This is a genomic window from Escherichia sp. WS33, assembly GCF_046486385.1.
Classification (GTDB): Bacteria; Pseudomonadota; Gammaproteobacteria; order Enterobacterales; family Enterobacteriaceae; genus ECMA0423.
The window spans coordinates 1-19,479 of sequence record NZ_JBJQLJ010000013.1 but is presented as its reverse complement, the minus strand read 5'-3'; the positions used below and the strand labels follow the sequence as shown (position 1 = coordinate 19,479).

Here is a 19,479-nt window from a genome sequence, read left to right as displayed (position 1 = left end):
AACAAAACCCAGACATCATGGGAAATGGCTGGGCTTAATTGAGCGTAGTCGGTTATGCGCCAAACGCGCCATCAATGGTATGCATCGCGCCGGTAACAAAACTGGCTTCTGGCCCTGCTAACCATGCGACCATACCAGCGACCTCTTCCGGTTGCCCATGTCTTTTGATAGCCATAAAACTATGCAACATATCGCGCATTGGCCCGTTGGCGGGATTAGCGTCGGTATCAATTGGCCCTGGCTGGACGACGTTGATGGTGATCCCACGCGGTCCGAAATCACGGGCCAGCCCGCGCGCCATGCCTTGTAGGGCAGATTTGCTGGCGGCATAAGCAGCCATGCCTGCAACAGGCATACGATCGCCATTCACGGAGCCGATGATTAAGATGCGCCCGCCTTCGGGCATCTGCCGGGCGGCTTCAACAGAGGCATGATAAGGAGCATGAATATTGATTTTGAAAAGGCGATCAATATCGTCGGCATTTAATTCCAGGGCCTCGCCAAAGACGCCAATACCTGCATTTACCACCAGGATATCCAATGCGCCGCTCTTACGAACGACATCAATGACAGCGTCTCTGTCAGCACTATCTGTGAATACTGCTGTCGCTCCAGTCTCTTGTGCCAGGCGTTTAGCGGCATCTTTCGACCCCGCATAGGTGAATCGTACATTGGCCCCATCGGTGACGAAACGACGTACGATAGCGGCACCGATACCACGACTGCCACCGAGGATGAGAACTGTCTTACCTGTAAAAGCGCCCATAAGGACTCCTTGATTTATTATGTAACATGCATTACAAAACTGTTTTAACTTTCTGTCAACAGGTTTTGTAATGGTCACTAAAAAACAATCTCGCGTTCCAGGTCGTCCCAGACGTTTCGCTCCTGAGCAGGCAATCTCTGCGGCAAAAGTGCTTTTTCACCAAAAAGGTTTCGATGCTGTCAGTGTTGCTGAAGTTACTGATTATCTTGGTATTAACCCCCCGAGCCTCTACGCGGCTTTTGGCAGTAAAGCTGGGTTATTTAGCCGTGTACTCAATGAATACGTCGGTACGGAAGCTATTCCGCTTGCCGATATTCTTCGTGATGATCGTCCAGTAGGCGAGTGCCTGGTTGAGGTATTAAAAGAAGCGGCGCGCAGATATAGCCAAAACGGCGGCTGCGCTGGCTGTATGGTTCTTGAAGGTATTCATAGTCATGATCCACTAGCGCGTGATATTGCCGTTCAATATTATCACGCCGCAGAAACGACCATTTATGACTATATCGCCAGGCGGCATCCACAAAGCGCACAATGTGTGACTGATTTTATGAGTACCGTGATGTCAGGGCTTTCTGCGAAGGCACGGGAGGGGCACTCAATCGAACAACTCTGTGCAACAGCTGCACTGGCGGGGGAAGCGATAAAAACTCTTCTCAAGGAGTGATGCTGGCCTTGATCCGAAAGGCGGGAACGCGCCTGCCGATAAGTTGTGATAAGACAATAATTCACGCGTTAAGGCTAGCGGAATTGATCATCTTTTCGTATAACGATAGAAATGAAACGTTGTTTTAATTAAGGAGTGGAAAAGATGATCATCGGAAATATTCATAATCTTCAGCCGTGGCTACCCCAGGAGTTACGCCAGGCGATTGAGCATATCAAAGCACACGTTACGGCAGAAACGCCAAAGGGCAAGCACGATATCGAAGGCAATCGTCTGTTTTATCTTATCTCGGAAGATATGACCGAGCCGTACGAAGCCCGCCGTGCGGAGTACCATGCCCGCTATCTCGACATTCAGATTGTGTTAAAAGGTCAGGAAGGCATGACCTTCAGCACGCAACCTGCAGGCACGCCGGATACCGACTGGTTAGCTGATAAAGACATCGCATTTTTGCCGGAAGGCGTTGATGAGAAAACAGTTATCCTTAATGAAGGTGATTTTGTTGTGTTTTATCCGGGGGAAGTGCATAAACCGCTGTGCGCAGTGGGTGCACCAGCCCAGGTTCGCAAAGCAGTAGTGAAGATGCTGATGGCGTGATGACTTTTCGCCGTAAATAACTCCAGATTTACGGCGAGTTTGTGAAAAGAGCGTTTTTTGATATTTTTTTGTGAGTAAAATTTGTAATGCTTAGACGTTCTTATTAACTCAAGGAGTCCGTCATGAGCAAAATATCAGGTTGGAATTTTTCTCAAAACATTACATCAGCCGACAATTGTAAACAAAAAAATGAAGACTTAGATACCTGGTATGTGGGAATGAATGATTTTGCCCGAATTGCCGGAGGGCAGAATAGCAGAAGCAATATTCTTTCTCCCAGAGCATTTTTGGAGTTTTTGGCTAAGATATTTACCCTGGGTTATGTGGATTTTAGCAAACGCTCCAACGAAGCGGGTAGAAATATGATGGCTCATATTAAGTCCTCATCTTATATCAAAAATAATGATGGTAGTGAGATAATGAAGTTTGTTATGAATAATCCTGAAGGGGAGCGAGCGGATTTATCTAAGGTGGAAATAGAAATTACACTTGCCTCAGCTTTTAATAATGGGATTCGTGAAGGACATACAGTCATTATATTTACACAACCTGATGGTTCGACTAATCGTTATGAAGGGAAGTCCTTTGAAAGAAAAGATGAGAGTTCATTACACCTGATTACTAACAAGATTCTGGCGTGTTACCAACGCGAAGCTAACAAGGAAATAGCTCGTCTATTAAATATTCCGCAGGAGTTAAATAATTCTCAGGACTTGAATAACTCGCAGGTGAGTTGTAAAGATTCAGTTGATTCTACGATTACGGATTTATTAGAAAAACCATTGAATAATGCATTATTAGCAATAAGGAAAGAACATCTGCTATTAATGCCTTATGTATGTAATGAATCGATTTCATACTTGCTTGGTGAAAAAGGGATACTGAAAGAAATAGATGACCTTAACGCAGTAAATAATTATCTTCTTAATAATAAGAAAGCTACTGACAATGAAATTAATGACATCAAAGTTAACCTGTCTCATATTCTTATTGATTCCTTAGATGATGCAAAAGTTAACCTTACACCGGTCATCGATTCGATTCTGGAGATTTTTTTAAAATTCCCATATATTAATGATGTAAGAATACTGGACTGATGTTTTAATAAAAGAATGCAATATTTTGGTGATTCTGAAAAGATAAAGTATGCATGCTCCGTGATAAATCATATTGATTTTAGCCGCGATCAATCTAAAGATTTTAGCTGCGATCAATCTAAAATTAAAATAGCTGAGACCTTATTTTTCAATCTCGATAAAGAACACTATAAAAATAGCCGTAAATTACAGGAATTGATTTGGGATAAGTTGGTTGCATATGTCAATGATTTTAACTTAAGCAATCAAGAAAAATCACGCTTAATACTAAGGTTATTTGATGATGTTAAGTTGCTATTTAATGAAGTGCCTGTCAGCATTTTAGTAAATGATATTTTTTTTGAAGGATTTTTTCATGAAGCAACCTGATTTTGCTAAGTGGTATTTCTATCAATTACTTAAAGATTATGAGGGCGAACAGCTGTATCTTAATGAGTTAGGATATGTTTATGGTAATGAAGAAAAAACAAATGAAATTGTAAAAAACAATCCGGGTTATGTCGTTAAGATTTTTGAAGAAAAGATGGTTAATGAATTAAAAATTAGAACAAGAATGATGAAAATCCTCCGGAAGATTTACGTATAGCAATAGAAAAATATGGATGGAATAATTGAACTATTACTGCATAAAATAATGTGATGCCGGGATGTTTTTGTATTTCCCGGCATCTTTATAGCGATATCAATTATTTACTGAGCGTCGCGACCATCACCGCTTTGATGGTATGCATGCGGTTTTCCGCCTGATCAAAAACAATGCTGGCGGCAGATTCGAAGACCTCATCAGTCACTTCCATTCCGCCATGTAGGCCAAACTCTTCCGCCATTTTCTTACCAAGCGTCGTCTGGTCGTCATGAAACGCGGGCAGGCAGTGGAGGAATTTGACCTCCGGGTTACCGGTCAACTGCATCATCTTGCTGTTCACCTGATAATCACGCAGTAATGCAATCCGTTCTGCCCATTTCTCTTTTGCTTCCCCCATCGACACCCATACATCGGTATAGATAAAGTCAGCACCTTCAACTCCTTTGGCTACATCTTCCGTCAGCGTAATATTCCCGCCATTTTGCTGTGCCAGGGCGCGGCATTCCGTAACCAGCGCAGCTTCCGGCCAGCATGCCTGTGGCGCGACCAGACGCAAATCCAGACCGGTAAGCGCCGCAGCTTCGAGCATCGAATTGCCCATGTTGTTACGTGCGTCACCTGCATAGACCAGCGTCATTTCGTTGAATGCTTTACCGGGTAAATGCTCCTGCATGGTGAGGAGATCCGCCAGCAACTGCGTGGGGTGAAACTCATTGGTCAGGCCGTTCCATACCGGCACGCCAGCGTATTCCGCCAGTGTTTCGACAATCTCCTGACCATAGCCGCGATACTGAATACCGTCATACATGCGACCCAGCACGCGGGCAGTGTCTTTAATCGACTCTTTATGACCAATCTGACTGCCGCTTGGGCCGAGATAAGTAACGCGAGCACCCTGGTCATATGCGGCAACTTCGAAAGAGCATCGGGTACGGGTCGAGTCTTTTTCGAAGATGAGCGCGATGTTTTTACCAGTGAGTTTGGCTTCTTCTTTGCCGCTTTTCTTATCGGCTTTCAGCTTCGCGGCTAACTGCAGCAGGCTGTTGAGTTCAGCTGGCGTGAAATCGAGTAATTTCAGGAAATGCTTATGATAAAACCCGGACATAGATCCCTCCTGTGGCTAACGCCTTAATGAATTAAAATTCAATTTATATGGATGATTATTCATTTGCAAGTCTAAAGCATAAATCTTTGTCACAAAGGTGGAGGCAATGTCAGTGGTGTGTGACAATAAGAGTATCGGCAGGACATTAAGAGGAATGAGCCATGGCAAACCCGGAACAACTGGAAGAACAGCGTGAAGAAACACGTTTGATTATTGAAGAATTACTGGAAGATGGCAGCGATCCGGACGCGCTGTACACCATCGAACACCATCTTTCCGCAGACGATCTGGAAACCCTGGAAAAAGCAGCAGTTGAAGCGTTTAAACTCGGTTACGAAGTGACCGATCCAGAAGAGCTGGAAGTTGAAGATGGTGATATCGTGATTTGCTGCGACATCCTCAGCGAGTGCGCGTTGAATGCCGATCTGATCGATGCCCAGGTTGAACAACTGATGACGCTGGCGGAGAAATTTGACGTTGAGTACGACGGTTGGGGCACTTACTTTGAAGATCCCAATGGCGAAGACGGCGACGATGAAGATTTTGTCGATGAAGACGATGACGGGGTTCGCCACTAATTAATTGATTAAAATGCCCGATAGCACACACTAGCGGGCATTTTTTTAGAGTTCGCGTAGCATCCGCACTTCACAATCTACATGGCCCGTGCAGCCAAGTGCATAGTCGATATGTTGAAAACCTAAATGTTCATACAAACCAATCGCTTCTTTCAAAAAAGCGGTCGTTTCCAGATAGCAGCGTTTGAAGCCCATCTCTCGTGCCTGCTCCATCGCCATTAAGGCCAGTTTTTTCGCCAGCCCTTTACCGCGAATAGCCGGAAGAAAATACATCTTCTGCAGTTCGCAAATGTCCGACTCACTCCCGGTTAATGGCGCAATCCCACCGCCGCCGACCACTTCACCATCGTACTCAACCACCCAATATGCATGACCCGGCTGACTATACACTTGATACAACTCGTCCAGGTTCGGATCGGCGACGGTGTAGCCTTTATCAGCGGTAAGACCGTATTCGGCGGATACCTGACGAATGACGCGGGCGATGGCGGGATTATCCTGCTGCGTCAGGCGACGCATTACAGGTGATTGCGGCGCAATGTTATTCATAGTTTAACCCAATAAAAATAAAGTAATTATACATTTGTTTAATACCACTCTCTTCTTACGTGCGCAAGCGACTTATAAAGTAATAAAGTTTTTGCCAGCCTATTACTGATAAGAGTATTGTAACGTGGCAGAACATTTTACTGTCTGTATATATAAATTATATCAATGGATTTTTTAATTCAGGGAATCTTTATGGCTCAAGTTATTAATGAAATGGATGTTCCGTCCCATTCGTTTGTTTTTCATGGTACAGGTGAGAGATATTTTCTTATTTGTGTGGTGAATGTGTTGTTAACGATTATAACGCTAGGTATCTATTTGCCATGGGCATTAATGAAATGTAAGCGTTATCTCTATGCTAATATGGAAGTTAACGGACAACGATTTTCTTATGGAATTACTGGTGGGAATGTTTTTGTTAGTTGTCTTGTTTTTGTTTTTTGCTATTTCGCAATCTTAATGACAGTGTCAGCAGATATGCCACTTGTTGGCTGTGTTTTGACTTTGTTACTGTTGGTTTTGCTTATATTTATGGCAGCAAAAGGACTGCGTTATCAGGCCTTGATGACCAGTCTCAACGGCGTAAGATTTAGTTTTAATTGCTCTATGAAAGGGTTCTGGTGGGTAACCTTTTTCTTGCCGATTTTAATGGCCATTGGGATGGGGACTGTTTTCTTTATCTCGACAAAGATGCTACATGCCAATAGTTCAAGTAGTGTTATTATATCTGTGGTTCTGATGGCAATAGTTGGTATTGTTTCCATTGGTATTTTTAATGGTACTTTATATAGCCTGGTAATGAGTTTTCTCTGGAGCAATACCAGTTTCGGTATACATCGTTTCAAGGTGAAATTAGATACTACGTATTGTATAAAATATGCCATTCTCGCATTTTTAGCTTTATTACCTTTTCTCGCTGTTGCTGGTTATATTATCTTCGATCAAATATTAAATGCGTATGATAGTTCTGTGTATGCAAATGATGATATTGAGAATTTACAGCAATTTATGGAAATGCAACGTAAAATGATAATCGCGCAGTTAATCTATTATTTTGGGATTGCTGTTAGCACCAGTTATTTAACGGTGTCGTTGCGAAATCATTTTATGAGCAACCTGTCACTGAATGATGGGCGTATTCGTTTTCGCTCAACTTTAACGTACCACGGTATGCTTTATCGCATGTGTGCGTTGGTGGTGATATCCGGGATTACGGGCGGTCTGGCTTATCCACTGCTGAAAATATGGATGATTGACTGGCAGGCAAAAAATACGTATTTGCTGGGCGATTTGGATGACCTTCCTTTAATCAATAAAGAAGAACAACCAGATAAAGGCTTCTTAGCCAGGATTTCACGGGGAATTATGCCTTCTTTACCATTTCTGTAAGAGATAAAAAAGGCCGGAGCATGCTCCGGCCTTCGTTTTCATTACTGTGTTTTGATTACAGCGCGGCGATAACAGCCTGCTGTTCAATCAGCTTCGCTTTCGCTTCTGCATAGCCTTCCAGCTTTTCACGCTCTTTCGCGATGACCGCTTCCGGTGCGCGGGCGACAAAGCCTTCATTCGCCAGCTTGTTCTCGATACGGCTGATTTCACCTTCAATCTTCGCCACTTCTTTCGCCAGACGCGCCAGCTCATCTTCTTTGTTGATGAGGCCAGCCATCGGGATCAGCAGCTCTGCACCGTCGATGATCTTAGTAACGGAAACCGGACCTTTGTCATCGGCAGGCAGCACGGTGATACTTTCCAGACGCGCCAGCGTTTGCAGGAAGCCACGGTTTTCATTTACGCGACGTTCTGCATCCGCGCTGCAACCACGCAGTAGCAGCTCCAGCGGTTTGCCCGGCGCGATGTTCATTTCTGCACGGATGTTACGTACCGCAACGATCGCCTGCTTCAGCCACTCGGTGTCGGCCAGTGCGGCTTCATCAACCTGAGATGCATCGTACTGCGGGAACGGCTGCAGCATGATGGTGTCGGCAGTGATACCGCAAAGTACTTTCACACGCTGCCAGATGGTTTCGGTGATGAACGGAATGATCGGATGCGCGAGGCGCAGCAGACCTTCCAGTACAGTCACCAGCGTATGGCGAGTACCGCGCAGTTCTGCTTCGGTGCCACCGTTCATTACCGGCTTGGTCAGCTCGAGATACCAGTCACAGAACTGGTTCCAGGTGAACTCATACAGAATGCCTGCGGCGATATCGAAGCGGAAGCTGTCCAGCGCTTCGCGGTACGCTTTGATGGTCTGGTTGAACTCCGCCAGAATCCAGCGGTCCGCCAGCGACAGCGTCATTTCGCCGCCGTTGAAGCCGCAATCCTGACCTTCTGTGTTCATCAGCACAAAGCGGCTGGCGTTCCACAGCTTGTTACAGAAGTTACGGTAACCTTCCAGGCGCTTCATATCCCAGTTGATGTCACGACCGGTAGACGCCAGTGCCGCCAGGGTGAAGCGCAGCGCGTCAGTACCGTGCGGTTCAATACCGTTCGGGAACTGCTTCTCGGTGCGCTTACGGATTTTGTCCGCCAGCTGTGGCTGCATCATATTGCCGGTGCGTTTTTCCAGCAGTTCTGGCAGCGAAATACCGTCAACCATATCCAGTGGGTCAATAACGTTACCCTTGGATTTGGACATCTTCTGGCCTTCGTCGTCACGAATCAGGCCGGTCATGTAAACGGTGTGGAACGGCACCTGCGGTTTGCCATTTTCATCTTTGATGAAGTGCATGGTCATCATGATCATGCGGGCAATCCAGAAGAAGATGATGTCGAAGCCGGATACCATCACGCTGGTTGGGTGGAACTGACGCAGGGCGTCGGTGTTTTCCGGCCAGCCTAGGGTAGAGAAGGTCCACAGTGCAGAAGAGAACCAGGTGTCGAGAACGTCTTCGTCCTGACGCAGGGCAACGTCGGCACCGAGGTTATTTTCTTTACGCACTTCGTCTTCGTTGCGGCCAACATAAACGTTACCCGCTTCGTCATACCATGCCGGGATACGGTGACCCCACCACAACTGACGAGAGATACACCAGTCCTGAATATCGCGCATCCAGGAGAAGTACATGTTTTCGTACTGCTTCGGTACGAACTGAATGTCGCCGTTCTCAACCGCTTCAACTGCCGGTTTCGCCAGGACATCGGCACGCACGTACCACTGGTCGGTCAGCATTGGTTCGATGACCACGCCGCCACGGTCGCCGTAAGGAACGGTCAGGTCATGTGGTTTAATTTCTTCCAGCAGGCCGAGTGCGTCAACCGCAGCAACGACCGCTTTACGTGCAGCAAAACGCTCCAGTTTCTGGAATTCTGCCGGGATCTCGCTGGAATAAACGTCAGATTCGTTACCTTTGGTATCGAACACCTGGGCACTTTCACGGATATCGCCGTCAAAGGTCAGGATGTTGATCATCGGCAGGGCGTGACGTTTACCGACTTCATAGTCGTTAAAGTCGTGCGCCGGGGTGATCTTCACGCAGCCGGTGCCTTTTTCCATGTCGGCGTGTTCGTCGCCAACGATCGGAATACGACGGTTAACCAGCGGCAGAATGACATATTTGCCAATCAGATCTTTGTAACGCGGATCTTCCGGGTTAACGGCTACGCCAGTATCGCCCAGCAGGGTTTCCGGACGGGTAGTCGCAACCACCAGATAATCTTTACCGTCTGCGGTTTTCGCGCCGTCAGCCAGCGGATAGCGGATGTGCCACATCGAACCTTTCGATTCGCGGTTTTCCACTTCCAGGTCAGAGATAGCGGTGCGCAGTTTCGGGTCCCAGTTTACCAGGCGTTTGCCACGGTAAATCAGGTCTTCTTTATACAGACGAACGAAAACTTCTTTCACCGCATTGGACAGGCCTTCGTCCATGGTGAAGCGTTCACGCTCCCAGTCCACGGAGTTGCCGAGACGGCGCATCTGACGGGTAATGGTGCCGCCAGATTCCGCTTTCCATTCCCAGATTTTGTCGATGAAAGCTTCGCGGCCGTAGTCGTGACGGGTTTTACCTTCTTCTGCGGCAATCTTGCGCTCAACGACCATCTGGGTAGCGATCCCGGCGTGGTCAGTACCGACCTGCCACAGGGTGTTTTTGCCCTGCATGCGCTGATAGCGGATCATGGTATCCATGATGGTTTGCTGGAAGGCGTGACCCATATGCAAACTGCCGGTGACGTTCGGCGGCGGGATCATGATGCAGAAACTTTCCTGGCTTTCATCGCCATTAGGCTTAAAGTAGCCCTGCTTTTCCCAGTGCTCGTAAAGCGGCTGTTCGATATCTTGTGGGTTATATGTCTTTTCCATTATTTCCAGGTTGCCGTATTCAGGTTGAAACCAGCCACGCGGTAGGCTTTATAGCGTTCGCGCGCCAGTTGTTTCAGAGAATCTTCATAAGGAACGAAGTCTACCACTTCTGTGAAAGCGGTGGCAAAATCTGCAAAGCTTGTTCGCAGACTAATCAATATATCGCGCGGGCTGCTGCTGCGTTTTTGCGGCCAGGCGATCTCCACCGGCGCACCGCCGCGCGGTCCTTCTCCCGCTAAATTATGCGGAACAAAGCTTTCTGCCGGACGCGCCCACAGGGCTTCATCCAGCCGGTAAGCCTGCTTTTCATCTTCACAGGCGATGAGTACGCGCTTACCACTGCGCCAACGTTCTGCGGCAATTTCACACACCAGTTGCTCAACGGCGCTTAAGCCATCGACGGTGGTGTCATTGTCCAGAAGGTAGAACGTCGCGTTTTTCATAAATGGGGCTTCTTGTGGTGGATTTAAATATTGCTGCATTCCTCACCCTAAAAGATGAGCAATGAATTTCTATTGCGCTCGATCGGTTCCCTCTCCCTTAGGGAGAGGGTTAGGGTGAGGGTAAAACGCAAACTTACTCTTCGCCGTTAAACCCGGCGCGGTTTAACAGGAACTGTGCCAGCAACGCTACCGGACGACCGGTTGCGCCTTTCGCTTTACCAGAACGCCAGGCGGTACCGGCGATATCCAGGTGCGCCCAGTTGTACTTACGGGTAAAGCGTGACAGGAAGCAACCTGCGGTAATCGCCCCACCAGGACGACCGCCAATGTTCGCCATATCGGCAAAATTGGACTCCAGTTGTTCCTGATACTCGTCACCCAGCGGTAAGCGCCATGCGCGGTCACCGGATTGTTCAGACGCGGCAATCAGTTCATGGGCCAGCGGATTGTGGTTCGCCATCAGACCAGTAATGTGATGACCCAGCGCGATCACGCAGGCACCGGTCAGCGTCGCCACGTCAATCACCGCTTCCGGCTCAAAACGCTCAACGTAAGTTAACACGTCGCACAGTACCAGGCGGCCTTCAGCGTCGGTGTTGAGCACTTCAACGGTTTGACCAGACATGGTGGTTAACACATCGCCCGGACGATAGGCGCGACCGCCTGGCATGTTTTCACAACCTGCCAGCACGCCGATAACATTAATCGGCAGTTGTAGCTCCGCGACCATACGCATCACGCCGTAAACCGCCGCCGCGCCGCACATATCGTACTTCATCTCATCCATGCCTTCTGAAGGCTTGATCGAGATACCGCCGGAGTCGAAGGTTAAACCTTTACCCACCAGCACGATTGGGCGTGCATCTTCCGACGCGTTGCCTTTGTACTCAATCACCGACATCAGCGATTCGTTTTGCGAACCCTGACCGACCGCCAGATAAGAGTGCATCCCCAGCTCTTTCATCTGCTGTTCGCCGATAACGCGGGTAATGACATTCTTGCTGTAGCTGTCAGCCAGCTGGCGCGCTTGTGAAGCGAGGTAAGCGGCGTTACAGATATTCGGCGGCATATTGCCGAGATCTTTTGCTGCTTTAATCCCGGCGGCAATCGCCAGACCGTGCTGGATCGCGCGCTCACCGCTGGTCAGTTCACGGCGGGTCGGCACGTTGAACACCATCTTACGCAGCGGACGACGCGGTTCGCTCTTGTTCGTTTTCAGCTGATCGAAACTGTAGAGCGTCTCTTTTGCCGTCTCGACAGCCTGACGCACTTTCCAGTAGTTGTTACGGCCTTTAACGTGCAGTTCAGTCAGAAAGCAGACCGCTTCCATTGAGCCAGTATCATTCAGCGTATTAATGGTTTTCTGAATAACCTGCTTGTACTGACGCTCATCCAGCTCACGTTCTTTGCCGCAACCAATAAGGAGAATTCGCTCGGAAAGTACATTCGGAACATGGTGCAGCAACAATGTCTGCCCCGGTTTTCCTTCCAGTTCGCCCCGACGTAGCAGGGCGCTGATGTACCCATCGCTGATTTTATCGAGCTGTTCTGCAATCGGAGAAAGGCGACGTGGTTCGAAGACGCCCACGACGATGCAGGCACTCCGCTGTTTCTCCGGGCTACCGCTTTTTACACTAAACTCCATGCACTACGCTCCTGAATCTTAAAGACAACGGCGGTGGCTACAGATAGAATTGCAAGCTTTCGTAACTCATGTCCGCTGTTGCGATGACTTCGTGTTAATCTTAACGTTATTACGGCATTGGCACGTCAGAACAAAATCTGAGAGGTGAATCCGTTGAGTATAATTATCTTAGCGACGATTTCGACGACTCAAGAGAATAAATGACGTTTAAGCCATGAAACAAGCTAAAATCCTGCAAAAGACGAGTTTTTACGGGCGTATTTAAAGTGATAATCATAAGATATCTGGTGCGGGAGACGCTCAAAAGCCAGCTGGCGATACTCTTCATCTTGCTTTTGATCTTCTTCTGTCAAAAGTTAGTGAGGATCCTCGGCGCAGCGGTTGACGGCGATATTCCGGCGAATCTGGTGCTCTCCCTTCTCGGGTTGGGCGTGCCGGAAATGGCGCAGCTTATCCTGCCATTAAGCCTGTTCCTCGGGCTGCTGATGACGCTGGGCAAACTGTATACCGAAAGTGAAATTACGGTAATGCATGCCTGCGGCCTGAGCAAAGCGGTTCTGGTGAAAGCGGCAATGATCCTTGCGGTATTCACGGCAATCGTCGCGGCGGTTAACGTGATGTGGGCGGGACCGTGGTCATCGCGTCATCAGGATGAAGTGTTAGCAGAAGCGAAAGCGAACCCTGGCATGGCGGCGCTGGCGCAAGGGCAATTCCAGCAAGCGACTAATGGCAGTTCGGTGCTGTTCATCGAAAGCGTTGACGGCAGCGATTTCAAAGATGTGTTCCTCGCGCAAATTCGACCAAAAGGTAATGCACGTCCTTCTGTGGTGGTGGCCGATTCCGGACATTTAACCCAGCTGCGCGACGGCTCCCAGGTCGTCACTCTCAACCAGGGAACGCGCTTCGAAGGCACTGCACTGTTACGTGATTTCCGCATTACGGATTTCCAGGATTATCAGGCGATCATTGGTCACCAGGCGGTGGCGCTCGACCCGAACGATACCGACCAGATGGACATGCGTACATTGTGGAACACTGACACCGATCGTGCCCGCGCAGAACTGAACTGGCGTATCACGTTGGTATTCACCGTGTTTATGATGGCACTTATGGTCGTACCGCTGAGCGTGGTTAACCCACGTCAGGGACGCGTACTGTCGATGCTGCCAGCCATGCTGCTGTATCTACTTTTCTTCCTGATCCAGACCTCCCTGAAATCGAACGGTGGTAAAGGTAAGCTGGACCCGACGCTGTGGATGTGGACCGTTAACCTGATTTATCTGGCTTTGGCGATTGTTCTCAACCTTTGGGACACCGTGCCGGTCCGCCGCCTGCGCGCCAGTTTTTCGCGTAAAGGAGCGGTGTGATGCAACCTTTTGGCGTACTTGACCGCTATATCGGTAAAACTATTTTCACCACCATCATGATGACGCTGTTCATGCTGGTGTCGCTGTCGGGCATTATCAAGTTTGTCGATCAGCTGAAAAAAGCCGGGCAGGGGAGTTACGACGCGTTAGGCGCAGGAATGTATACCTTGCTGAGCGTGCCGAAAGATGTGCAAATCTTCTTCCCGATGGCGGCTCTGCTTGGGGCGTTGCTTGGTCTTGGGATGCTGGCGCAGCGCAGCGAACTGGTGGTGATGCAGGCTTCTGGTTTTACCCGTATGCAGGTGGCGCTGTCGGTGATGAAAACCGCCATTCCGCTGGTCTTGCTGACGATGGCGATTGGCGAATGGGTCGCGCCGCAGGGCGAACAGATGGCGCGTAACTACCGTGCGCAGGCGATGTACGGCGGCTCGTTGCTCTCTACTCAGCAAGGCTTATGGGCGAAAGATGGCAACAACTTCGTCTACATTGAGCGGGTTAAAGGTGACGAAGAGTTAGGTGGCATCAGTATTTATGCCTTTAACGAGAATCGTCGTCTGCAATCCGTACGCTATGCCGCTACCGCGAAGTTTGACCCGGAACATAAAGTCTGGCGTCTGTCGCAGGTTGATGAATCTGATCTGACCAATCCGAAACAGATTACCGGTTCGCAGACGGTGAGCGGCACCTGGAAAACCAACCTCACGCCAGACAAACTGGGCGTGGTGGCGCTGGACCCGGATGCACTCTCTATCAGCGGTTTGCACAACTATGTGAAGTATCTGAAGTCGAGCGGTCAGGATGCCGGACGTTATCAGCTCAACATGTGGAGCAAAATCTTCCAGCCGCTATCTGTGGCGGTGATGATGCTGATGGCGCTGTCGTTCATCTTTGGCCCACTGCGTAGCGTACCGATGGGCGTGCGTGTGGTCACCGGTATCAGTTTCGGTTTTGTCTTCTACGTACTGGACCAGATCTTCGGTCCGCTGACGTTGGTTTATGGTATCCCGCCGATCATCGGCGCACTGTTGCCAAGCGCCAGCTTCTTCTTAATCAGCCTGTGGCTGTTAATGAGAAAATCGTAACCGAATGAACGAATAAAGGGAGCGAAAGCTCCCTTTATTATTGTTAGCAAAGTGTGCTTCGTTCATTCCTGAAAAATTATGAAAATCCAATATATTGCAGTGGTGTAGGCATGATAAGACGCGCCAGCGTCGCATCAGGCAAAGACAAATCGCACCTGGCTTACCTTTTTCTCCCCCCCAGCAAACTCCCCAACATTCCACGCACAATCTGATTCGTCACCTGGCGAGCGGCGCTTTTGGCCATTGTTTGCACCACACCATCTTTCTTCCCGCCGCGTGGTCCGGTAGTGCCAAACAAAATATCCTTCAATCCACCGAGAATACCGTCATCCACCGCCACCTCTTTCCCTTTCGCGGGAGGATTATTTTGCTGCTCGGTACTGGCCTGAAAGCCTTTTTGCAACATCTCATAGGCGGATTCCCGGTCCACGTCATCCTCGTACTTGCCATACACCGGGGAGTGATTAATCAGGCCGTTACGCTCATCTTCCGTCACCGGCCCCATTCGCGAACAGGGGGCAATCACCATCGCCCGTTCCACCACTGAAGGACTTCCTTTCGCATCGAGAAACGAGATTAACGCCTCGCCGGTGCCCAGTTCCTGAATCGCCTTTTCGGTATCAAACACCGAATTGGCCCGCATGGTTTGCGCCGCAGCTTTTACTGCTTTCTGATCTTTGGGCGTAAAAGCCCGCAAAGCGTGTTGAACGCGATTACCTAGCTGCCCGAGCACATTATCCGGAATATCTGACGGGTTTTGCGAAACGAACCAGACGCCCACGCCTTTTGAGCGAATAAGCCTTATCACCTGCTCAATCTTATCCAGCAGTACCTGTGGCGCATCGTTAAACAGCAGATGTGCTTCGTCGAAGAAAAACACCAGTTTTGGTTTCTCCAGATCGCCCGCTTCAGGCAATTGTTCATACAATTCTGAAAGCATCCACAGCAGGCTGGCGGCGTACAGTTTCGGCATCTGATAAAGCTTCTCGGCGCTGAGGATATTGATAACGCCTTTACCGTTGGCATCGGTACGCATCCAGTCTTTGATATCCAGCATCGGCTCACCAAAAAAGTGCGCCGCGCCTTGCTGTTCCAGCGATAACAGCCCGCGCTGGATGGCACCAACCGATGCGCTACTGATATTACCGTACTGATTCTGGAAAGATTTGGCGTTATCGCCGATGTACTGGGTAATCGCCCGCAGATCTTTAAAGTCGAGCAGCAACAATCCCTGATCGTCAGCAATACGGAAGATGATATTCAGCACGCCAGATTGCACATCGTTGAGATTCAACAGCCGCGCCAGCAACAGCGGCCCCAGATCCGAAACCGTCGCCCGCACCGGATGGCCTTTCTCGCCAAAGATATCCCACACCACCACCGGATTAGCATGCGGTTGCCAGTCATTGACGCCGATATTTTTAAGCCTTGCGAGTAGTTTTTCCGATGCCGTTCCTGCCTGCGCGATGCCGGTCAGATCGCCTTTCACATCGGCCATAAACACCGGAACACCGATTTCCGATAGAGACTCCGCCAGTTTTTGCAGCGTGACAGTTTTACCCGTCCCCGTTGCGCCAGTAATCAGCCCGTGACGGTTAGCCATTCCCGGCAGTAAAAACAGTTCTGTGTCCGGCGTGCGGGCAATTAACAGGGGTTCGCTCATGAGATATCCTCCAGTTTCCTGCCTGGAGTATAGGCAACGGCTGTGCACTCTTCACCGCTAAATTCAGCAGATTGCGAGACGCCTTCCAAAGAGATTTAAGTGCCGGGCGACAGGCACCCGGCAAAGGGATCAGAAGTCGGCTTTCAGAACCACGCGATAACGCGCCTTACCGTCGCGCACATGCTGGATGGCGTCGTTAATTTTCGACATCGGGAACAGTTCGGTGGTCGGCGCAACCTTGCTGCGGGCGGCAAAACGCATCAGCTTACGCAGCTCATAAGGTGTGCCGGTTGCTGAACCAGAGACGCTGCGGTCGCCCGCAATTAACGTAAAGGCCGGAACAGACAGCGGCGTGAGAACCGCACCGACCGTATGGAAATTACCGCCATAGGTCAGCGCCTCAAAATAAGGCTGCCAGTCGAGGCTGACGTTGACGGTGTTGATAATGAGATCAAACTGCCCCGCCAGTGCTTTCAGTGCCTGCGGATCGCGGCTATTCACCACTTTATCGGCACCCATCGCCAGCACTTCCTGCTCTTTCGCCGGATTAGAACTAAAGGCTGTCACCTCGCATCCCATTGCGTGCAGAAGTTTTATAGCGATATGCCCCAGCCCGCCAATACCAATTACCCCAACGCGGCTGGTGGCAGTGATATGGTGCATCAACAGTGGTTTAAAGACCGTGATACCGCCGCACAACAGCGGCCCGGCAGACTCGATATCAATATTTTCTGGCAGTGGAATCACCCATTGCCAGTCCGCACGCAACTTCTCGGCAAAACCGCCGCGATTCATAATTGTTGGCACCGCACCTTGCTCGCAGTTGATCTGATTACCGCTAATACAGGCATCGCAATGCCCGCAGCTGCGTGCCGTCCAGCCAATCCCGACACGCTGACCGACCTGCAAACCTTTATCCTGTGCGGCGCTCCCGAGCGCCACCACGCGACCAATCACCTCATGCCCGGCAACCAGCGGATACTGTGAAAATCCCCATTTGTTGTCGATCATCGACAGATCGGAATGGCAGATCCCGCAGTAATCCACCTGCACTTCAACATCTTGTGGCTTCAGTTCACCGGGATCGTACTCATAAACTTCCAGTTCGCCGCCCGCTTCTTTTGCGGCATAGCATTTTATCATCGACATTTTTTGATCCTTCTCTGGTGTTGTCTGGGAAGTGTAGAGCATGGCAGGGCGGGGTGCCTGGAGTGTGACAAAGGTTACACATCGCTGTATGCAATGCTGAAAATTTCAGCACTTAGCGAAGTGGGAGCAAGCTGGCGCTTGCATGGTGGCGTGCGCCAGGTATAATCCACAACGTTTTCCGCATACCTCTTCAGTGCCGAAGTGGCGAAATCGGTAGACGCAGTTGATTCAAAATCAACCGTAGAAATACGTGCCGGTTCGAGTCCGGCCTTCGGCACCAAAAGTATGTAAATAGACCTCAGTTGAGGTCTATTTTTATGCCTGAAATCCAGTGTTTATCTACCTTTCCCGCTATATTAACTCTCTCAAGGTCAACCGATATCAACGTACATCTACCAACATATGTTGGTACAGATGATGGTATTTCCGGTTCGATAATGCTTGTACCAACAGGGAGGGAATACGCATGGCATTAACAGATATCAAAGTCAGAGCAGCCAAGCCAACGGATAAGCAATATAAGCTGACTGATGGTGGCGGTATGCATCTGCTTGTCCATCCAAATGGTTCTAAGTACTGGCGTTTGCAGTACCGTTATGAGGGAAAGCAAAAAATGCTGGCACTTGGGGTTTATCCTGAAATCACACTAGCGGATGCCAGAGTACGTCGTGACGAGGCGCGTAAGCTGCTTGCGAATGGCGTCGATCCGGGAGACAAAAAGAAAAATGATAAGGTTGAACAGAGTAAAGCACGAACCTTTAAAGAAGTCGCGATTGAGTGGCATGGCACCAATAAAAAGTGGTCTGAAGATCACGCCCATCGTGTGCTAAAAAGTCTGGAAGATAATCTTTTTGCAGCGCTTGGTGAACGTAATATCGCTGAGTTAAAAACTCGAGATTTATTAGCACCCATTAAGGCCGTAGAAATGTCTGGACGTCTTGAAGTGGCCGCTCGTCTTCAGCAGCGCACTACAGCCATCATGCGCTATGCAGTGCAAAGTGGGTTAATTGATTATAACCCGGCACAAGAGATGGCTGGGGCGGTTGCTTCCTGTAATCGACAACATCGTCCCGCGCTTGAATTAAAGCGCATCCCTGAGTTGCTTACAAAAATAGATAGCTATACTGGTAGGCCGCTAACCCGATGGGCGACAGAACTCTCTTTGCTGATCTTTATTCGGTCCAGTGAGCTGCGTTTTGCTCGTTGGTCAGAGATCGATTTCGAAGCGTCTATATGGACTATCCCACCGGAGCGGGAGCCTATTCCTGGAGTGAAACATTCCCATAGAGGCTCAAAAATGCGTACAACGCATCTAGTGCCTCTTTCAACGCAAGCTCTTGCAATTTTAAAGCAGATAAAACAGTTTTGTGGGGCCCATGACTTGATATTTATTGGTGATCACGATTCGCACAAACCCATGAGTGAGAATACGGTAAATAGTGCGTTACGGGTCATGGGGTATGATACAAAAGTAGAGGTTTGTGGTCATGGCTTTCGAACAATGGCCTGTAGTTCATTGGTCGAATCAGGTTTGTGGTCTCGTGATGCTGTTGAACGTCAGATGAGCCACATGGAGCGAAATTCAGTGAGGGCCGCGTATATCCATAAAGCAGAGCATCTGGAAGAACGCCGCTTGATGCTACAATGGTGGGCCGATTTTCTGGATGCAAACAGAGAAAAATTTATCAGTCCATTTGAATATGCAAAGATTAATAATCCATTAAAACAGTAATCATCCCGGGCAAATGCCCGGGAACTTACTAGACTGGCCCCATGAATCTCCAGACAACCAATATCACTTAAATAAGTGATAGTCTTAATACTAGTTTTTAGACTAGTCATTGGAGAGCAGATGATTGATGTCTTAGGACCGGAGAAACGCAGACGG

The 19,479-nt window shown here is 49.1% G+C and carries 16 protein-coding genes, 1 tRNA gene and 1 pseudogene; 10 read left to right on the top strand and 8 right to left on the bottom strand.

Features of this window, described 5'->3' with window-relative positions; translation table 11 throughout:
* Positions 1-52: 52 nt before the first annotated feature.
* A complete protein-coding gene (gene bdcA, locus ACJHXA_RS12350) occupies positions 53-766 on the bottom strand; it encodes an SDR family oxidoreductase (protein WP_000500725.1) in 714 nt (237 codons plus the stop codon).
* Between the two features lie 70 nt (positions 767-836).
* Here bdcA and ACJHXA_RS12345 point away from each other — a divergent pair, with 70 nt between their 5' ends.
* The 3 genes and pseudogenes from ACJHXA_RS12345 (at position 837) to ACJHXA_RS12335 (ending at position 3,739) form a co-directional block, all read left to right on the top strand.
* Positions 837-1,430: a TetR/AcrR family transcriptional regulator gene (locus ACJHXA_RS12345; protein ID WP_000256656.1), complete on the top strand. Its 594-nt coding sequence runs from the start codon at positions 837-839 to the stop codon at positions 1,428-1,430.
* Positions 1,431-1,574: 144 nt separating this feature from the next.
* On the top strand, positions 1,575-2,027 hold the full coding sequence (gene tabA / locus ACJHXA_RS12340) for a toxin-antitoxin biofilm protein TabA (protein ID WP_000583470.1): 453 nt from the start codon (positions 1,575-1,577) through the stop codon (positions 2,025-2,027).
* A gap of 122 nt (positions 2,028-2,149) precedes the next feature.
* A pseudogene (locus tag ACJHXA_RS12335) lies at positions 2,150-3,739 on the top strand (DNA-binding protein).
* Positions 3,740-3,810: 71 nt separating this feature from the next.
* Here the strand turns inward: ACJHXA_RS12335 and argF are convergent.
* Entirely contained in the window at positions 3,811-4,815 is a 1,005-nt protein-coding gene (argF, locus tag ACJHXA_RS12330; protein WP_000012907.1) for an ornithine carbamoyltransferase, read from the bottom strand.
* A gap of 161 nt (positions 4,816-4,976) precedes the next feature.
* On the opposite strand from argF, the gene rraB reads away from it, so the two are divergent.
* Entirely contained in the window at positions 4,977-5,393 is a 417-nt protein-coding gene (gene rraB, locus ACJHXA_RS12325) for a ribonuclease E inhibitor RraB (protein WP_000002953.1), read from the top strand.
* A gap of 45 nt (positions 5,394-5,438) precedes the next feature.
* Here the strand turns inward: rraB and ACJHXA_RS12320 are convergent, their stop codons facing one another.
* The gene (locus ACJHXA_RS12320) at positions 5,439-5,942 is read right to left on the bottom strand and encodes a GNAT family N-acetyltransferase (RefSeq protein ID WP_001059422.1); all 504 of its coding nucleotides are present in this window, start codon (positions 5,940-5,942) and stop codon (positions 5,439-5,441) included.
* Between the two features lie 192 nt (positions 5,943-6,134).
* Here ACJHXA_RS12320 and ACJHXA_RS12315 point away from each other — a divergent pair, with 192 nt between their 5' ends.
* The gene (locus ACJHXA_RS12315) at positions 6,135-7,331 is read left to right on the top strand and encodes a YjgN family protein (RefSeq protein WP_000079641.1); all 1,197 of its coding nucleotides are present in this window, start codon (positions 6,135-6,137) and stop codon (positions 7,329-7,331) included.
* Positions 7,332-7,386: 55 nt separating this feature from the next.
* Here ACJHXA_RS12315 and valS read toward each other — a convergent pair whose 3' ends face one another.
* From valS to pepA, 3 genes are all read right to left on the bottom strand, one after another.
* Positions 7,387-10,242, bottom strand: a complete 2,856-nt coding sequence (valS, locus tag ACJHXA_RS12310) for a valine--tRNA ligase (RefSeq protein WP_000416382.1) — start codon at positions 10,240-10,242, stop codon at positions 7,387-7,389.
* A complete protein-coding gene (holC, locus tag ACJHXA_RS12305; protein ID WP_000786399.1) occupies positions 10,242-10,685 on the bottom strand; it encodes a DNA polymerase III subunit chi in 444 nt (147 codons plus the stop codon). The genes valS and holC overlap by 1 nt, the downstream gene beginning before the upstream one ends.
* A gap of 133 nt (positions 10,686-10,818) precedes the next feature.
* Positions 10,819-12,330, bottom strand: a complete 1,512-nt coding sequence (pepA, locus tag ACJHXA_RS12300) for a leucyl aminopeptidase (RefSeq protein ID WP_000397144.1) — start codon at positions 12,328-12,330, stop codon at positions 10,819-10,821.
* Positions 12,331-12,483: 153 nt separating this feature from the next.
* On the opposite strand from pepA, the gene ytgA reads away from it, so the two are divergent.
* The 3 genes from ytgA to lptG all read left to right on the top strand — a co-directional run bounded on the left by ytgA (position 12,484) and on the right by lptG (position 14,779).
* A complete protein-coding gene (ytgA, locus tag ACJHXA_RS12295; RefSeq protein ID WP_211180521.1) occupies positions 12,484-12,534 on the top strand; it encodes a protein YtgA in 51 nt (16 codons plus the stop codon).
* A 62-nt stretch (positions 12,535-12,596) separates the two neighbouring features.
* Entirely contained in the window at positions 12,597-13,697 is a 1,101-nt protein-coding gene (gene lptF, locus ACJHXA_RS12290; protein ID WP_000584114.1) for an LPS export ABC transporter permease LptF, read from the top strand.
* On the top strand, positions 13,697-14,779 hold the full coding sequence (gene lptG / locus ACJHXA_RS12285) for an LPS export ABC transporter permease LptG (protein ID WP_001295681.1): 1,083 nt from the start codon (positions 13,697-13,699) through the stop codon (positions 14,777-14,779). The genes lptF and lptG overlap by 1 nt, the downstream gene beginning before the upstream one ends.
* A 160-nt stretch (positions 14,780-14,939) precedes the next feature.
* On the opposite strand, the gene ACJHXA_RS12280 is transcribed toward lptG, so the two are convergent.
* On the bottom strand, positions 14,940-16,442 hold the full coding sequence (locus tag ACJHXA_RS12280; protein ID WP_001369951.1) for a helicase HerA-like C-terminal domain-containing protein: 1,503 nt from the start codon (positions 16,440-16,442) through the stop codon (positions 14,940-14,942).
* 129 nt (positions 16,443-16,571) lie between these two features.
* Entirely contained in the window at positions 16,572-17,591 is a 1,020-nt protein-coding gene (gene ahr, locus ACJHXA_RS12275) for an NADPH-dependent aldehyde reductase Ahr (RefSeq protein ID WP_103262171.1), read from the bottom strand.
* Positions 17,592-17,786: 195 nt separating this feature from the next.
* Between ahr and ACJHXA_RS12270 the strand changes: the two genes are divergently transcribed.
* Both ACJHXA_RS12270 and ACJHXA_RS12265 read left to right on the top strand, forming a co-directional pair.
* Positions 17,787-17,871: transfer RNA gene (locus tag ACJHXA_RS12270), tRNA-Leu, on the top strand.
* 186 nt (positions 17,872-18,057) lie between these two features.
* Positions 18,058-19,323 (top strand): tyrosine-type recombinase/integrase, encoded by a 1,266-nt coding sequence (locus ACJHXA_RS12265; protein ID WP_001218930.1) that lies wholly within the window; start codon positions 18,058-18,060, stop codon positions 19,321-19,323.
* Positions 19,324-19,479 lie beyond the last annotated feature (156 nt).

Excerpts from the sequence above, each read along its gene's own strand:
- bdcA (WP_000500725.1), bottom strand. The coding sequence starts at position 766 with ATGGGCGCTTTTACAGGTAAGACAGTTCTCATCCTCGGTGGCAGTCGT.
- ACJHXA_RS12345 (WP_000256656.1), top strand. The coding sequence starts at position 837 with ATGGTCACTAAAAAACAATCTCGCGTTCCAGGTCGTCCCAGACGTTTC.
- tabA (WP_000583470.1), top strand. The coding sequence starts at position 1,575 with ATGATCATCGGAAATATTCATAATCTTCAGCCGTGGCTACCCCAGGAG.
- argF (WP_000012907.1), bottom strand. The coding sequence starts at position 4,815 with ATGTCCGGGTTTTATCATAAGCATTTCCTGAAATTACTCGATTTCACG.
- rraB (WP_000002953.1), top strand. The coding sequence starts at position 4,977 with ATGGCAAACCCGGAACAACTGGAAGAACAGCGTGAAGAAACACGTTTG.
- ACJHXA_RS12320 (WP_001059422.1), bottom strand. The coding sequence starts at position 5,942 with ATGAATAACATTGCGCCGCAATCACCTGTAATGCGTCGCCTGACGCAG.
- ACJHXA_RS12315 (WP_000079641.1), top strand. The coding sequence starts at position 6,135 with ATGGCTCAAGTTATTAATGAAATGGATGTTCCGTCCCATTCGTTTGTT.
- valS (WP_000416382.1), bottom strand. The coding sequence starts at position 10,242 with ATGGAAAAGACATATAACCCACAAGATATCGAACAGCCGCTTTACGAG.
- holC (WP_000786399.1), bottom strand. The coding sequence starts at position 10,685 with ATGAAAAACGCGACGTTCTACCTTCTGGACAATGACACCACCGTCGAT.
- pepA (WP_000397144.1), bottom strand. The coding sequence starts at position 12,330 with ATGGAGTTTAGTGTAAAAAGCGGTAGCCCGGAGAAACAGCGGAGTGCC.
- lptG (WP_001295681.1), top strand. The coding sequence starts at position 13,697 with ATGCAACCTTTTGGCGTACTTGACCGCTATATCGGTAAAACTATTTTC.
- ACJHXA_RS12280 (WP_001369951.1), bottom strand. The coding sequence starts at position 16,442 with ATGAGCGAACCCCTGTTAATTGCCCGCACGCCGGACACAGAACTGTTT.
- ahr (WP_103262171.1), bottom strand. The coding sequence starts at position 17,591 with ATGTCGATGATAAAATGCTATGCCGCAAAAGAAGCGGGCGGCGAACTG.
- ACJHXA_RS12265 (WP_001218930.1), top strand. The coding sequence starts at position 18,058 with ATGGCATTAACAGATATCAAAGTCAGAGCAGCCAAGCCAACGGATAAG.